Annotated in this window: 9 protein-coding genes and 1 pseudogene; 5 read left to right on the top strand and 5 right to left on the bottom strand. The window is 52.5% G+C overall.

Features of this window, described 5'->3' with window-relative positions; genetic code table 11:
* Positions 1-50 precede the first annotated feature (50 nt).
* The 3 genes from MON37_RS09675 to ubiB all read right to left on the bottom strand — a co-directional run bounded on the left by MON37_RS09675 (position 51) and on the right by ubiB (position 5,475).
* On the bottom strand, positions 51-1,925 hold the full coding sequence (locus MON37_RS09675; RefSeq protein WP_039409660.1) for an acyltransferase family protein: 1,875 nt from the start codon (positions 1,923-1,925) through the stop codon (positions 51-53).
* Between the two features lie 377 nt (positions 1,926-2,302).
* Positions 2,303-3,394, bottom strand: coding sequence for a redox-regulated ATPase YchF (gene ychF / locus MON37_RS09670; protein ID WP_039409657.1), 1,092 nt, complete (start codon positions 3,392-3,394; stop codon positions 2,303-2,305).
* A 569-nt stretch (positions 3,395-3,963) separates the two neighbouring features.
* Positions 3,964-5,475, bottom strand: coding sequence for a ubiquinone biosynthesis regulatory protein kinase UbiB (gene ubiB / locus MON37_RS09665; protein ID WP_039409653.1), 1,512 nt, complete (start codon positions 5,473-5,475; stop codon positions 3,964-3,966).
* Positions 5,476-5,991: 516 nt separating this feature from the next.
* On the opposite strand from ubiB, the gene putP reads away from it, so the two are divergent.
* Positions 5,992-7,518: a sodium/proline symporter PutP gene (putP, locus tag MON37_RS09660; RefSeq protein WP_039409650.1), complete on the top strand. Its 1,527-nt coding sequence runs from the start codon at positions 5,992-5,994 to the stop codon at positions 7,516-7,518.
* Between the two features lie 276 nt (positions 7,519-7,794).
* Positions 7,795-11,400 carry a bifunctional proline dehydrogenase/L-glutamate gamma-semialdehyde dehydrogenase PutA gene (gene putA / locus MON37_RS09655; protein WP_039409648.1) on the top strand — a complete coding sequence of 1,202 codons (3,606 nt, stop codon included), beginning with the start codon at positions 7,795-7,797 and terminating at the stop codon, positions 11,398-11,400.
* Positions 11,401-11,761: 361 nt separating this feature from the next.
* On the opposite strand, the gene yjgA is transcribed toward putA, so the two are convergent.
* Positions 11,762-12,292, bottom strand: coding sequence for a ribosome biogenesis factor YjgA (gene yjgA, locus MON37_RS09650; RefSeq protein ID WP_039409645.1), 531 nt, complete (start codon positions 12,290-12,292; stop codon positions 11,762-11,764).
* 97 nt (positions 12,293-12,389) lie between these two features.
* Positions 12,390-12,503 (bottom strand): annotated as a pseudogene (locus MON37_RS09645) (IS5/IS1182 family transposase); the annotation flags it as partial.
* 67 nt (positions 12,504-12,570) lie between these two features.
* Between MON37_RS09645 and pmbA the strand changes: the two are divergent.
* The 3 genes from pmbA to dusA all read left to right on the top strand — a co-directional run bounded on the left by pmbA (position 12,571) and on the right by dusA (position 16,298).
* A complete protein-coding gene (gene pmbA / locus MON37_RS09640; RefSeq protein WP_039409642.1) occupies positions 12,571-13,902 on the top strand; it encodes a metalloprotease PmbA in 1,332 nt (443 codons plus the stop codon).
* A gap of 86 nt (positions 13,903-13,988) precedes the next feature.
* Positions 13,989-15,158 (top strand): glycosyltransferase, encoded by a 1,170-nt coding sequence (locus tag MON37_RS09635; protein ID WP_039409639.1) that lies wholly within the window; start codon positions 13,989-13,991, stop codon positions 15,156-15,158.
* Between the two features lie 135 nt (positions 15,159-15,293).
* The gene (gene dusA / locus MON37_RS09630; protein WP_039409636.1) at positions 15,294-16,298 is read left to right on the top strand and encodes a tRNA dihydrouridine(20/20a) synthase DusA; all 1,005 of its coding nucleotides are present in this window, start codon (positions 15,294-15,296) and stop codon (positions 16,296-16,298) included.
* Positions 16,299-16,332: the final 34 nt, after the last annotated feature.

Here is a 16,332-nt window from a genome sequence, read left to right as displayed (position 1 = left end):
CAAAAAATTAGCGGTTTTGCAAACCGCTAATTGTAACAAATTTAATCGGATCAATGGCTATGGTGCGTATCGAGGAGTTTATTCTCTTTGGAAAAACGCTTCGCCAATTCTATTCCTCCGTAAGGGTTGATATGGTCTTTATCCGAGTAAACTGGCAATCCGTCGATTTTAAAATCTTTCGGGATAAGGGCTGCGGCATCGATGATATGGACATTAGGATATTTGGCTGCCAGTTCCCTAATACGGAGATTGCCTTTCGTGGTCGCTTCATCGTCCGAATGCAGGTTTTGGCGGTAACCCGGTATACGGGAAGACAGCATATAGGCGCGCAGGGCGTTGTAAGACAAGGTTTGGTTGTCCGTCATGAGGTAAACAATTTGTTTCTCAGAAGATAGTGTTTGCAGCATGGTGTCGAATTTTTGAAAGAAATCAGCATCATAAGAAATAGAATTGCTGTTTTCCGGCATTTGGTTGCCCCAGCGCATGGCCAAAAGCACTTTTGAATATCGAGGCAGATGCTCTTTTGCATACTGATAAAAGGCACGACAGGAGGCATTTTGTTTGAACACTCGGGCTGAGTAGCCTTCTACATAGGCGCAACTGTCGGCAGAAACCATGGTGGCAGACCATTTTTCTTTTTTGCCCACGGCGTCAAAGAATGTTTTGTATTGGTCGGCGTGAGAGTCGCCCAAAATCAGTAATTCCGGCTGTTTTTCCGTATCTCCCCAAAGGCATTGTTTGTCGGTATTGTTATGACAGGAAGTGTAGGAGCGTGCCAATCCCATACGGTCATATTGCGCCATAAACGGCAACTTCATCGCGAAAAAAGAGCCTACGGTCAAAATCAGCATGGGGAGGGCATAAATCCACGAGGCAGATTGTACAAACGAGCCTTTCCAATTTTTAAACGGTTTTTCTATGCAGAAATAAGAAATCAAGGAAAGTACCACCATCAGGACGATCGCTGCCGCTGTTGAATAAGGAGGCAGGTTGTCCGGACCGATATAGCGCATAAAGGCCAATATAGGCCAATGCCACAGATAAAGTGAATAGGAAATCAAGCCGATGGCAACGGTGATTTTCCATTGGAAAAATTTTTTAAGCGGGTGGTCGAAATGATTGAAATAAATCAGTGCTGCCGAAGCCAGGCAAGGAATCAAAGCGGCAGGGCCTGGAAAATAAGCGGTTTGTTCCGTGTAGGCAAACAGACAGACAAACAGTATGCAGACGGAAAATAAAGTACCTGCGGCAGCATATTGTTTGCCGATAGAAAGTTTCTGCTGTTGTTGATATTGCATCCATACGGCGGTTAACGACCCGACCAGCATTTCGCAGGCACGCAGATGGGGGAGGTAATATTTATCCAGTGAAGAAGGCATAAAGGAAGCGGCAAGGCTTAACACACATAACGCGATGAGAAAGCCAAACTGAACGCGCCAGCTTTTGCGGACGACGAGCAGCAGCAATATCGGAAAGACAAAGTAGTATTGTTCTTCGACCGATAAAGACCAGATATGGAGCAGAGGCTTTTCTTCCTGTGCCGGATCGAAATAGCCTTGTCCTTTTGCGAAATACAGATTGGATGCGAAACCTAAAGCAGCCACTGCGGACTTCCACAAAAGAAAGAAATCATCTTTGGTGAATAAAAGAAAGCCGCCTATCAGAGTTGCTGTTAATACGGCAAAAAATGCAGGCAGAATCCGTTTGATGCGGCGGATATAAAACGTTTTAAAAGAGAAAATTCCCTGACTCATTTCACGATGGATAATCATCGTAATCAAAAAGCCTGAAATCACGAAGAAAATATCGACACCGAGAAAACCGCCCGGCAACCAGTTCTTTTCGATATGGAAAGCTACGACGGATAAGACGGCCATGGCGCGCAATGTATCAATGTCAGGACGGTAAGATAAGACTTTACTCATAATATTTTTACTTTAAATAGAGCCGGCAATGCAGAGGTCGTCTGAAAGATAATTTTGATAAGGGTTAATGGTATATCGGATTACGGTTGGTTACTCAAATCAGGTATGGAGTGTGTGGGTAGGCTGCTTTAGAATAATTGTTGATGGCGTCGGGTTGATTGGGTAGTTAGATTGAAAACTCAGGTGATAGTTTTAAGATGTGGATTTAATATTTTATTTTTATAATTAATGAGATAGGGCTTAATCGGGTTTGAGTTTTTATACGCTTCCATTTCCATGGCAAGGTGAACCCGAATAATTGTTCAGAACAGGTTTCAGACGACCTTGCCCGACTCAAAAAGTATCGGGAGGTCGTCTGAAAACCTGTTGCATTGGGTTTATACGTTAAACAGGAAGTGCATCACATCCCCGTCCTGCACGACATATTCCTTGCCTTCCACGCGCATTTTGCCGGCTTCTTTGGCTTTGGCTTCGCCGCCGAGTGAGACAAAGTCGTCGTAGGAAATGACTTGGGCGCGGATGAAGCCGCGTTCGAAGTCGGTGTGGATGACACCGGCGGCTTGCGGGGCGGTGTCGCCTTTGTGGATGGTCCAAGCGCGGACTTCTTTGACGCCGGCGGTGAAGTAGGTTTGCAGGCCCAAGAGATTGTAGCCGGCACGAATCAGGCGGTTCAGGCCGGGTTCTTCCAAGCCCATTTCAGCGAGGAATTCGGCTTTTTCGTCTTCTTCCAATTCGGCGATTTCGCTCTCCATCGCGGCGCAAACGGCAACGACGGGGGCGTTTTCTTTTTCAGCCAATTCTTTCAGGCGGTCGAGGTGCGGATTGTTTTCAAAACCGTCTTCGGCAACGTTGCCGACGTACATGGCGGGTTTGGCGGTGAGCAGGAACAGCGGTTTGAGCATGGCGAGTTCTTCTGCGTCCAAACCGAAGGAGCGGACGGGTTTGCCTTCGTCCAGATGCGGCAGCAGTTTTTTGCACAGTTCGACCAGTTTTTGCGCGTCTTTGTCGCCTGAGCGGGCGCGTTTCTCTTCGCGGACGATGGCTTTTTCGACGCTGGCGAGATCGGCAAGTGCCAATTCGGTGCCGATGGTTTCGATGTCGGCAATCGGATCGACTTTGCCGGAAACGTGGACGATGTTGTCGTCGTCAAAGCAGCGCACGACGTTGACAATGGCGTCGGTTTCGCGGATGTTGGCGAGGAACTGGTTGCCCAAGCCTTCGCCTTTGCTTGCACCTGCAACCAAACCGGCAATATCGACGAACTCGACGATGGCGGGCTGCATTTTTTGCGGATTGACGATTTTCGCCAGCTCCGCCATGCGCGGGTCGGGCACTTCGACGATGCCGACGTTGGGTTCGATGGTGCAGAAGGGATAGTTCGCCGCTTCGATGCCCGATTGGGTCAGCGCGTTAAAGAGGGTGGATTTGCCGACGTTGGGCAGGCCGACGATGCCGCATTTCAAGCTCATGGTTTTTCCTGAAAAGATAAAAGTTTAACGGCGGATTATAGCATATCGGGGAATGACTCAAAAACTGTAAAGGTCGTCTGAAAAGCGTGGTTTTATACGGTGAGAACGGTTTGGCGTTTTCAGACGACCTTGGTAACGAGTGGAAAAGTAGCGTGGGCTTTGCCCGCGAGAAATTATGTTGGTCAATTTTGTTTGGGACGAGGGGCAAAATATCTGATTTTCGTGGGCGGAGCCCACGCTACGGGTGCGGCGGGTATTTTATCCAAACTCGCAATAGAAGGTCGTCTGAAAACGGTCATAGCGGGCTTGCCTGGCTGCAATCCGTGTTTTCAGACGACCTTGGTAACGAGTAGAAAAGTAGCGTGGGCTTTGCCCACGAGAAATTATGTTGGTCAATTTTGTTTGGGACGAGGGGCAAAATATCCTGATTTTCGTGGGCGGAGCCCACGCTACGGTTGAGATGTGCGTTTTATGCAAATTCATAATAAAAGGTCGTCTGAAAATGCGGATAGCGAGTTTTTCTAAAACCACTATTTCGTTTTCAGACGACCTTTTGTGTATATAGATTTTTAATCAAACAGCAAAATCAGCAGCAACACAATCGCAATCACGCCCAGCCACATGCTTTGCCGCTGCTGTACTTTGACCAAATGGATATAGGCATCGCGCATTTCCTGTTGGCGGTTTTCGTCAACCAGCGCGCTGATTTTGCGGGGCAGGGAAGGGATGATTTGCGCCCAGTCGGGGGCTTCGTTTTTGAGGTTGCGCCAAAGGGCTTTGGGGCCGACCTGTTCGTTCATCCATTTCACCAAAAACGGTTTGGCGGTTTTCCACAGGTCCAAATCGGGATCAAGCTGCCGTCCCAAGCCTTCGATGTTGAGCAGCGTTTTTTGCAACAACACAAGCTGCGGCTGGATTTCGACATTGAAGCGGCGGCTGACTTCAAACAGGCGCATCAGCACCAAGCCGAAGGAAATTTGTGAAATCGGTTTGTTGAACACCGGTTCGCACACGGCGCGGACGGCGGCTTCCAATTCTTCCGCGCGCGTGTCGGCGGGCACCCAGCCCGATTCGATGTGGGCGGTGGCGACGCGGTGGTAATCGCGGTTGAAAAAGGCGAGGAAGTTGATGGCGAGATAGCGTTTGTCGTAGTCGGTCAGCGTGCCGACGATGCCGAAATCGAGGGCGATGTAGCGGTTGTCGGCGGCAACCAGAATGTTGCCGGGGTGCATATCAGCATGGAAAAATCCGTCTCGGAAGACTTGTGTGAAGAAGATTTCCACGCCGTAATCGGCAAGTTTGTGCAAATCGATGCCGTCGGCTTTGAGTTTGGCAATTTCCGATACGGGCGTGCCGTCCATCCATTCGATGGTCAGTACGTCGCTGGTGCAGTAGTCGTAAAATACCTTGGGCACAATCAGCATATTGCTGTTTTGGAAGTTGCGACCGAGCTGGCTGGCATTGGCGGCTTCGCGCATCAAGTCCAACTCGTCATGCAGATATTTGTCGAATTCCGCCACTACTTCGCGCGGTTTCAAACGCTTGCCGTCGGCAAACAGACGCTCGACCCAAGCTGCGCCGAAGCGCATCAGCGACAAATCTTGTTCGATCACGGGCAAAAGGTTGGGGCGCAAAACTTTGACCGCCACTTGTTCGCCCGAATGCAGGCGGGCTTTGTGTACTTGGGCGATGGACGCGCTGGCGACGGGTTCGGTTTCAAATTCCGCGTACAGCGTTTCGATGGATTGCCCCAGCGATTTTTCGATTTGCGAGCGTGAAAGCTGCGCGTCAAACGGCGGGACTTGGTCTTGCAGCTTTGCCAGTTCGACCGCGTAATCATGCGGAATCAAATCAGGGCGTGTGGAGAGAACCTGTCCGAATTTGATGAAAATCGGCCCCAGGTTTTCTAGGGCAAGGCGCAGGCGGACGGCAGGCGGTTCGTTTTCCAATTCAGACGACTGCGGCAGCATTTTCAACAGCGTCCGCGCCCAGCCCGGACGGACAAGCACGGCAAACAGCTCGGCGAGGCGGTAGAGGTAAAGCGTGCGGAGGATGGTTTTGATGCGTTTGAGCCGTTTCATGACGATATAGTGCGCGACAGTCGGTAATGCGGGGATTATATAGGAAACGGCAGGCCGTTGGCGGGCTGGTTTTTGAAAAGGTCGTCTGAAAATGAAGCAAGGTGGTTTTAAGGCGGAATTTGGGTTGGTCCGTTTTGGGTGTTGTTTAACTACTGAAAAATTGTGCGGATTGTTTTGGTATTAGGAAAGATAGTTTCAAGGTTTGAAAACAAGATTTTTTAATAGATTTTCATAATATTTTGTTTTACATGGTATTTTGATTGGCGTGTCCGCATTGTGCGGTGAACCTGTTTGCGCTGCCTTTGCAAGTGGGAATTTTTACGGTATGCTGGATTGGATTATTTACAAATCAATAGGATTTTTTTACTTATCTTGTTGTAATTGAAAATGATTTGTTCCGCGTATCCGTAAAAACGCGAGAATTTCCGCTGTATTTTAATTAGAAAAATGTTTGGGCGTGGATTGCCTGCAATTTCATCAGCCCGTGATTTTGAAGTTTTAGATGAGGAATAGTACATGAATCCCATGTATATCACTTTTGCAATCTATCTGATTGCCGTTCTCTTGATTGGTCTGGCCGCGTATTTCTCCACGCGCAATTTCGATGATTATATTTTGGGCGGGCGCAGCTTGGGTCCGTTTGTTACGGCGATGTCGGCGGGTGCGTCCGATATGTCGGGCTGGCTTTTGATGGGTTTGCCCGGCGCGATTTATTTGAGCGGTTTGAATGAGGCTTGGATTGCCATCGGTTTGGTGATCGGCGCGTATTTCAACTGGCTTTTGGTGGCGGGCCGTCTGCGCGTACATACCGAATATGCCAACAATGCGCTGACGCTGCCTGATTATTTCTTCCACCGCTTCGGCGCGGGCGGACATTTGATGAAAGTGGTTTCCGCGCTGATTATCTTGTTTTTCTTCACGATTTATTGTGCTTCGGGCATTGTGGCGGGTGCAACTTTGTTCCAAAGCCTGTTTGAAGGCATGACTTACAATCAGGCGATGTGGCTGGGTGCGGGTGCGACCATTGCCTATACCTTCTTGGGCGGCTTTTTGGCGGTAAGCTGGACGGATACGCTGCAAGCTTCTTTGATGATTTTTGCGCTGATTTTGACGCCGGTAATGGTGTATCTGGGTCTGGGTGGTGCAGATCAAATGTCTGCCGCGATTCAAAGCGTTGCCGCAGGTACGGGCAAAGAATATAACAGCCTGCTTGCCGGCACGACCGTCATCGGCATAATTTCCACCGCCGCATGGGGCTTGGGCTATTTCGGTCAGCCGCACATTTTGGCGCGCTTTATGGCGGCTGAAAGCGCGAAATCACTGGTGTCCGCACGCCGCATCGGTATGACTTGGATGGTGTTGTGTCTGGCAGGCGCAGTGGCGGTCGGCTATTTCGGCATTGCGTATTTTGGTGCCAATCCCGACCAAACCGCTTCCATGCATGGCAACCACGAACGTATCTTCATCGCGCTTTCTACTTTATTGTTCAACCCTTGGATTGCAGGCATTATTTTGAGCGCGATTTTGGCGGCGGTCATGTCCACTTTGTCTTGCCAGCTTTTGGTTTGCTCCAGCGCGATTACCGAAGACTTCTACAAAGGCTTTTTGCGTAAAAATGCGCCGCAAAAAGAGCTGGTGTGGGTGGGTCGTCTGATGGTGTTGGCGATTGCTGTGATCTCCATCCTGATTGCGTCCGACCCCGAAAGCAAAGTTTTGGGCTTGGTGTCTTATGCGTGGGCAGGCTTCGGCGCGGCGTTCGGTCCGATTGTGATTCTGTCGGTATTGTGGAAACGCATCACGGCATACGGCGCTTTGTCGGGCATGATTGCCGGCGCGCTGACTGTGGTGGCGTGGGCGGAGTGGGTCAAAAAACCTGCTTTGGCAGCACATGAAACCGGTCTTTTGACCATGTACGAAATCGTCCCCGGCTTCATTGCCTGCTTGGTGGTCGCTATTATCGTTTCACTTGTCGACAAAGAGCCGTCTCGTGAAATCCAAGAACGTTTTGAAAAAGCGGATGCAGAATACCGCGAGGCGAAATAAGTGTTTTCAGACGACCTGCCGTTGACCGTAGGTCGTCTGAATTTTTATACAGGAAATCAGGTTTTATTTTTATATTGATGCTCATGCGGATAATGCACTCTTTGGGCTTTATCTGCTTTTTATCAAAGCAAAAAATCCTGTTTTTAAGATAAATTGCTTGTCCGACCCTTATAAATTTATTAAGATATTATCTATATGCTTTAAATCTTTTCAGACGACCTCGAAAAGGGATGGGGTCGTCTGAAAATCATCATAAAAACTTTGGAGAACCTTAAAATGTTTGACTTTGCTTTTCCGACACAAACGCCACTGCGCCAAGCGATTACCGATGCTTACCGCCGCGACGAAATCGAAGCCGTTCAGGATATGCTGCAACGCGCCCAGATGAGCGATGAGGAGCGTCGGGCGGCGTCCGAACTCGCGCGCCGTTTGGTTACGCAGGTTCGTGCCAGCCGCACCAAAGCCAGCGGGGTAGATGCGCTGATGCACGAGTTTTCGCTCTCCAGCGAAGAAGGCATTGCGCTGATGTGTCTGGCGGAAGCTTTGCTGCGCATTCCCGACAATGCGACGCGCGACCGCCTGATTGCCGACAAAATTTCCGAAGGCAACTGGAAAAGCCATTTGAACAACAGCCCGTCCCTGTTCGTCAACGCCGCCGCATGGGGCTTGCTGATTACCGGCAAACTGACCGCGCCGAGCGACAAGCAGATGGGTTCGGCTCTGAACCGCCTCGTCAGTAAAGGCGGCGCGCCCCTGATCCGCCAAGGCGTGAACTACGCCATGCGCTTGTTGGGCAAGCAGTTTGTTACCGGACAAACCATTGAAGAAGCGCTGCAAAACGGCAAAGAGCGCGAAAAAATGGGCTACCGCTTCTCCTTCGATATGTTGGGCGAAGCCGCCTACACCCAAGAAGATGCCGACCGCTATTACAACGACTACGTTCAAGCCATTCACGCCATCGGCAAAGACGCCGCCGGACAAGGCGTTTATGAAGGCAACGGTATTTCCGTCAAACTCTCCGCCATCCATCCGCGCTACTCCCGCGCCCAACACGAACGCGTCATGAGCGAACTCCTACCTCGTCTGAAAGAACTGTTCCTTTTGGGTAAAAAATACGATATCGGTATCAACATCGACGCCGAAGAAGCCAACCGTTTGGAGCTGTCTTTGGATTTGATGGAAGCACTCGTTTCCGACCCCGATTTAGCCGGTTACAAAGGCATCGGCTTTGTCGTTCAGGCATATCAAAAACGCTGCCCCTTCGTCATCGACTATCTGATTGACCTTGCCCGCCGCAACAACCAAAAACTGATGATCCGCCTCGTTAAAGGCGCGTACTGGGACAGCGAAATCAAATGGGCGCAAGTGGACGGCTTGGACGGCTATCCGACCTACACCCGCAAAGTCCATACCGACATCTCCTACCTCGCCTGCGCGCGCAAACTGCTGGACGCGCAAGACGCCGTGTTCCCGCAATTCGCCACCCACAACGCCTACACCTTGGGCGCGATTTACCAAATGGGCAAAGGCAAAGACTTTGAACACCAATGCCTGCACGGCATGGGCGAAACCTTGTACGACCAAGTGGTCGGCCCGCAAAACTTAGGCCGCCGCGTGCGCGTGTACGCCCCGGTCGGTACACACGAAACCCTGCTCGCCTACTTGGTGCGCCGCCTGTTGGAAAACGGCGCGAACTCATCGTTCGTCAACCAAATCGTCGATGAAAACATCAGCATCGACACGCTGATCCGCAGCCCGTTCGACACCATCGCCGAACAAGGCATCCACCTGCACAACGCCTTGCCGCTGCCGCGCGATTTGTACGGCAGGGGTCGTCTGAACTCTCAAGGCGTCGATTTCAGCAACGAAACCGTGTTGCAACAGCTTCAAGAAAAACTCAACCGCGCCGCCGCGCAAGACTTCCACGCCGCATCCATTATCAACGGCAAAGCCCGCGATGTCGGCGAAGCGCAACCGATTAAAAACCCCGCCGACCACGACGACATCGTCGGCACAGTCAGCTTTGCCGATGCCGCGCTTGCCCAAGAAGCCGTCGGTGCAGCCGTTGCCGCGTTTCCTGAATGGAGCGCGACGCCAGCCGCCGAGCGCGCCGAATGCCTGCGCCGCTTTGCCGATTTGCTGGAACAGCACACCCCCGCGCTGATGATGCTTGCCGTGCGCGAAGCAGGTAAAACGCTGAACAACGCCGTCGCCGAAGTGCGTGAAGCCGTCGACTTCTGCCGCTACTACGCAGGCGAAGCCGAAAACACCCTGCCCAAAGATGCCAAAGCCGTCGGCGCCATCGTCGCCATCAGCCCGTGGAACTTCCCGCTCGCCATCTTTACCGGCGAAGTCGTTTCCGCATTGGCGGCGGGCAACACCGTCATCGCCAAACCTGCCGAACAAACCAGCCTGATTGCCAGCTACGCCGTTTCCCTGATGCACGAAGCAGGCATCCCGACTTCCGCCTTGCAACTTGTCCTCGGCGCAGGCGACGTCGGCGCAGCGCTGACGGGCGATCCGCGTATCGGCGGCGTGATTTTCACCGGCTCGACCGAAGTGGCGCAACTGATTAACAAAGCCCTTGCCAAACGCGACGACAGCCCCGTATTGATTGCCGAAACCGGCGGTCAGAATGCCATGATTGTTGACTCCACCGCGCTGCCCGAGCAAGTTTGCTTGGACGTGCTCAACTCCGCCTTCGACAGCGCGGGACAACGCTGCTCCGCACTGCGTATCCTTTGCGTTCAAGAAGATGTCGCCGACAAGATGCTCGCCATCATCAAAGGCGCGATGGACGAATTGGTCGTCGACAAACCCGTTCAACTTACCACCGACGTAGGCCCCGTCATCGATGCCGAAGCGCAGCAAAACCTGCAATCGCACATCAACAAAATGAAAGGCGTTGCCAAGTCTTACCACGAAGTCAAAGCCGCCTCCGATGTTGATCCTGAAAAATCTACTTTCGTGCTGCCGATTTTGTTCGAACTCAACAATTTGAACGAACTCACCCGCGAAGTCTTCGGTCCCGTCCTGCACGTTGTCCGCTACCGTGCCGACGAACTTGACCAAATCATCGACCAAATCAACAGCAAAGGCTACGCGCTCACCAGCGGCGTACACAGCCGTATCGAAGGTACGGTCAAACGCATCCGCGAACGCATCGAAGCGGGTAACGTTTACGTCAACCGCAACATCGTCGGCGCCGTCGTCGGCGTACAACCGTTCGGCGGACACGGTATGTCAGGTACAGGTCCGAAAGCAGGCGGTTCGTTCTACCTGCAAAAACTGACCCGCATCCCCGAATGGGTTGCCCCGCCGTTGAGCCGCATCGGACAAGCGGACGAAGCCGCGCTCAAACGCCTTGAAGCCCTGATTCACAAGCTGCCGTTTAATGCGGAAGAGAAAAAAGCAGCGGCATCAGCATTGGGACACGCCCGCATCCGCACCCTGCGCCAAGCAGAATCCGTCTTGGTCGGACCGACCGGCGAACGCAACGCCATGAGCTGGCGCGCGCCCAAACGCGTCTGGGTACACGGCGGCAGCCTCCTGCAAGCCTTCTGCGCCCTGACCGAACTTGCTGCCGCAGGCATCGTAACCGTCGTCGAACCCGACAGCCCGCTTGCCTCCTACACCGCCGACCTCGAAGGCCTGCTGCAAGTCAACAGCAAACCTGAAAACACAGGCGTGCATCACGTCGCCGCCCTAAGCCCGCTGGACAGCAGCCGCAAGGAAGAGCTGGCAAAACGCGACGGCGCACTCATCCGCATCCTCCCGTCCGAACAAGGCTTGGACATCCTGCAAGTGTTTGAAGAAATTTCTTGCAGCGTCAACACCACAGCCGCCGGCGGCAACGCCAGCCTGATGGCCGTTTCTGACTAAAAGGACTGAATAAACGCCAGAGCGTTTGAACAAAGGTCGTCTGAAAACGTTAGCAAAACCCGCTAAGTCCGTTTTCAGACGACCTTTTCTGTAAATTAAATAAGCAGGGCAGATACTGTTTTTCCGTCAGGTATGGATGGTTAACCTATCGTCGTTATTTCCGTACGGCTGGGAATTCGGAAATTTGAAGTTGCAGCAGCTTTGAGATATTTCCGCAATGCAAAGACTCGGATTCCCGCCTGCGCGGGAATGACGGCAACGGCGGTTTCAGACGACTTTTATGGGCTGATGATAAAGTTTATCCGGAAGTATGAAAAAAGGTCGTCTGAACCCCCAACCCATTTTCAGACGACCTCGATATTTATTCTGCCCAATCCTGCGTTTCTTCCAAATCGCTCTGACTGCCTTCCATGACGGATTTGATTTCTTGGAAGAGGGCGCGGAAGTTTTTCGGCGGTTTGTTTTGTTCCTGCTCTTTTTTCGTGTTGCGGATTAAGGTGCGCAATTTGCCTGCGTCGGCATGGGGGAAGTCCGCCATGAATTGGGTGATTGCGTTGTCGTCCGCCAAGAGGCGCGTGCGAGCTTGTTCGACGCGTTGCAAGAAGGCGTTGTGGGCGGTATTTTCGCCGCGCAGTTTGGCGAGGAAGGCTTCGATGGGCGCGGGGTCGGTGTCTCGCATGAGCCTGCCGATGAATTGGCTTTGGCGTTTGAGCGCGCCGTTGGACGTGATTTTTTTGTAGGTAACAACGGCTTCGTACAAGTCTTCGTCCAAGCCGATTTTTTTCAGCGTATCGGTCGAGAGTTTGGTCAACTCCATGCCCAAAGCCTGCAAATCGTTCATCTGCTTTTTCATTTGGGTTTTGCTGACCCATTCGTCTTCGTTTTCAAACATTTTGATAAACCTTTAATTTTGTTTCGGGTATTTTAGCACGTTCGGGCAGGTTTCACGTCAACGCCCTGTTGAAACGGCGTTTTCAGACGATCTTTTATAGTGGATTAAATTTAAACCAGTACGGCGTTGCCTCGCCTTGCCGTACTATTTGTACTGTCTGCGGCTTCGTCGCCTTGTCCTGATTTAAATTTAATCCACTATATCTTCTGCGGCGGTATTTTTGCCGAGGTCGTCTGAAAACGGTTAAAATGCCGCAAACCTCTGTCAGGAAACCTTTTATGCTGTTTAACCACACCGCCTCCGAGCTGACCGGCTTATGCGGACACGCCTTGGATTTGGCAAAAAACATGGGCGCGGCGGCTGCCGAAGCCGACTTTAGCGAATCCATTGGACAAAGCGTCAGCGTACGGCTGGGCGAAATCGAACAAATCGAGTTCCAGCAAGACAAATCGCTGGATATTACCGTGTACGTCGGCAAACGCAAAGGCCGCGCCAGCACCGCCGACTTCTCCGAAAAAGCCTTGCAAGACACCGTCAAAGCCGCTATCGACATCGCCCGCTATACCGCCGAAGACGATTGCGCAGGTCTGGCAGATGCTTCGCTGATGGCGCAACACGTCGGCAACCTTGACCGTTATCACGAATGGGATTTAAGCACGGAAGCCGCTATCGAGTTAGCAAAACAATGTGAACAAGCCGCCCTGAGCGCGGATGAACGCATCGAAAACTCCGAAGGCGCAGGCGTTCAGACCGGACATTACCAATACGTTTACGGCAACACCCACGGTTTTACCGCCCACCAACAAGGCACGCGCCACAGCATTTCGTGCAGCATCGTTGCCGCCGACGAAAACGGTATGCAGCGCGACTACTGGTACGACGCCGCCTGCCGCCATCAAGATATGGACAGCCCCGAGCAAATCGGCAAAACCGCCGCCGAGCGCACCTTACGTCGTCTGAACAGCCGCAGCATCCCGACAGGCGGCTATCCCGTCCTCTTCGATACCACCGTCGCAGGCGGCCTTATCGGACACCTCGTCGGCGCACTCAGCGGCGGCGCGCTCTACCGCCAAAGCAGCTTCCTGATCGACAGCATAGGCAGAAAAGTCCTGCCCGATTTCCTCAGCCTGCGCGAAGAACCGCACATCCCCCGCGCCTTCGGCAGCACCTATTTCGACTCCGAAGGCGTCGCCACGCGGCCGCGTTTCGTCATCCGCGACGGCATTGTCGAAGGCTATTTCCTCAGCAGTTACAGCGCGAGAAAGCTCGGTATGCAGACCACGGGCAACGCCGGCGGCGCACACAACCTTTATTTGAACCATACGCACGAAACGCAGTCCGACCTGCTGAAAGAAATGGGCACGGGATTGTTGGTTACCGAACTGATGGGTCAGGGTGTGAACACCATCACGGGCGACTACTCGCGCGGCGCGGCGGGTTTTTGGGTGGAAAACGGCGTCATCAGCCACCCCGTCCAAGAAATCACCATCGCCGGCCGCTTGCAGGATATGTACCTCGGCATCGTCGGCACTGCCAACGACGCGCTGCGCCGCTCTTCCAACAAAATCGGTTCGGTGCTGATCGAGAGCATGACCGTGGCGGGGGAGTAGGTTTTACCCGGTTATTAAAAAGGTCGTCTGAAAACGGCGAATGTTTTTTCAGACGACCTCAGATTGATTATTACGAAAGTTTTTTCATGCACGTTGCCGTTATTCCTTCTTGGTATCCCAAAACTGAAACCGATGTGGACGGAATCTTTTTCCGTCTTCAAGCACAAGCCTTGCAGCGAAAAGGTTTGAAAGTCGGGGTGATTGCGCCGATGTTCCGCTATTTGCGCGTCCATACCAAATCTATTTTTACCGGTCCGTACGGCATCCGGAAACACAATCAGGGCGGGTTGAATACCTATGCTTACGACAGTATGTATTTTTTCCCCCGTTTTCCTGTTATTGATTTGGACCGCATCCGCTGGGTGCGCGCGGGGATGAAGGCATTTGCGCGGTATGTGCGTGAAAACGGCCGCCCCGATATTGTTCATGCACACTCCATGAACTACGCGGGTATCCTCGCTTACGAAATTTATAAGACTTACGGTATTCCCTACGTCATTACCGAACACAGTAGCACCATTACCCGCAACCTCATACGGCCTCACCAATGGCCGATCATGCGCCTCGCTGCCGAACATAGTGCCGCGCGTTTTGCCGTCAGCCGCGATTTCAGCCGCCTGCTGAAGGAAAAATACGGTTTGGAATGGGAATACTTGCCCAACGTACTGGGCGACAATTTCGCACGGGATTTCACGTTTCCCGATAAAGGAAACCAAGACTACACCTTCTGTACCGTTTCGCATCTGCGCCATCTGAAAGGGCATGACCTCCTGCTGCCGGCCTTTGCGAAAGCATTGGAAAAATATCCTTTCCTCAAATTGAAAATCGGCGGGGACGGCGTGGAAGCCGCCAATTTGCGCCGTTTGGCACAAGAGTTGGGCATTACGCATGCCGTCAGCTTCCTCGGCGCGCTCACTACGGACGAAGTATTGGATTTGATGCGCCAAAGCGACGCTTTCGTCCTTGCCAGCCGCACGGAAACCTTCGGGGTCGTGTTTATTGAAGCGTTGTCTCAGGGCTTGCCCGTCATCGCCACCATGTGCGGCGGTCCGCAATCCATCGTTACACCCGAGAACGGTATTTTGGTGCCGACCGAAAATATCCCCGCGCTTACCGGTGCATTGATTGAAATGTATGAAAATCGCGAACGCTTCGATCATGAAAAACTGCGTCGAGATTGTTTGGCGGAGTTTAGCGAGGAGGTTATCGCTTCAAGCTTAATCCGCACATTTGAACAAATCGTCGGAGAAAAGTAAAAGCAACCTTAAGCTTTGCTATAAAGCCAACTGGAGCATCGGTTTTCCGCCGTCTTGGTATCCGTTTAATCCGTTTCCTTTTCAGACGACCTTCAAGAACAAAGGTCGTCTGAAACACTGTTTACACACTACATAATGTCTCAAACCAACCTCCCGTCCCGCCGCCTTTCCGTCGCCCCCATGCTCGACTGGACAGACCGCCACTACCGCTACCTCGCCCGCCAGATTACCCGCAACACATGGCTTTACAGCGAAATGGTCAATTCCGGTGCCATCGTTTATGGCGATAAAGACCGCTTTTTGATGTTCAACGAAGGCGAGCAGCCCGTCGCCCTGCAACTGGGCGGCAGCGCCCCGTCCGATTTGGCGAAAGCGGCCAAAGCCGCCGAAGAATACGGCTACAACGAGGTCAACCTCAACTGTGGCTGCCCCAGCCCGCGCGTGCAGAAAGGCTCGTTCGGCGCGTGTCTGATGAACGAAGTCATGCTGGTTGCCGACTGCCTCAACGCCATGCAGGACGCGGTCAAAATCCCCGTTACCGTCAAACACCGCATCGGCGTCGACAGGCAGACCGAATACCAAACCGTCGCCGATTTCGTCGGCACGCTGCGCGACAAAACCGCTTGCAAAACCTTCATCGTCCACGCCCGCAACGCATGGCTGGACGGACTCTCCCCCAAAGAAAACCGCGACGTTCCGCCGTTGAAATACGATTACGTTTACCGCTTGAAAAAAGAGTTTCCCGATCTGGAAATCATCATCAACGGCGGCATCACCACCAACGAAGCAATCGCCGGACACCTGCAACACGTTGACGGCGTAATGGTCGGACGCGAGGCGTATCACAACCCGATGGTCATGCACGAATGGGACAGGCTGTTTTACGGCGATACCCGCAGCCCGATTGAATACGCCGATTTGGTGCAGCGCCTCTACACATACAGTCAAGCCCAAATCCAAGCCGGACGCGACACAATCTTGCGCCACATCGTCCGCCACAGCCTCGGGCTGATGCACGGCCTGAAAAACGCCCGCACCTGGCGGCGTATGCTTTCCGACGCGACGCTGTTGAAAGACAACGACGGCAGCCTGATTCTCGACGCGTGGAAAGAGGTCGAGCGGGCGAACGTATGGGAATAAAGCGATTTTCTCAAACATCAAACACGTCGTCTGA

This window comes from Morococcus cerebrosus (assembly GCF_022749515.1).
GTDB lineage: Bacteria > Pseudomonadota > Gammaproteobacteria > Burkholderiales > Neisseriaceae > Neisseria > Neisseria cerebrosa.
Note: the sequence above shows the minus strand (reverse complement) of the source record. Positions and strands in the feature narration are given on the sequence as shown.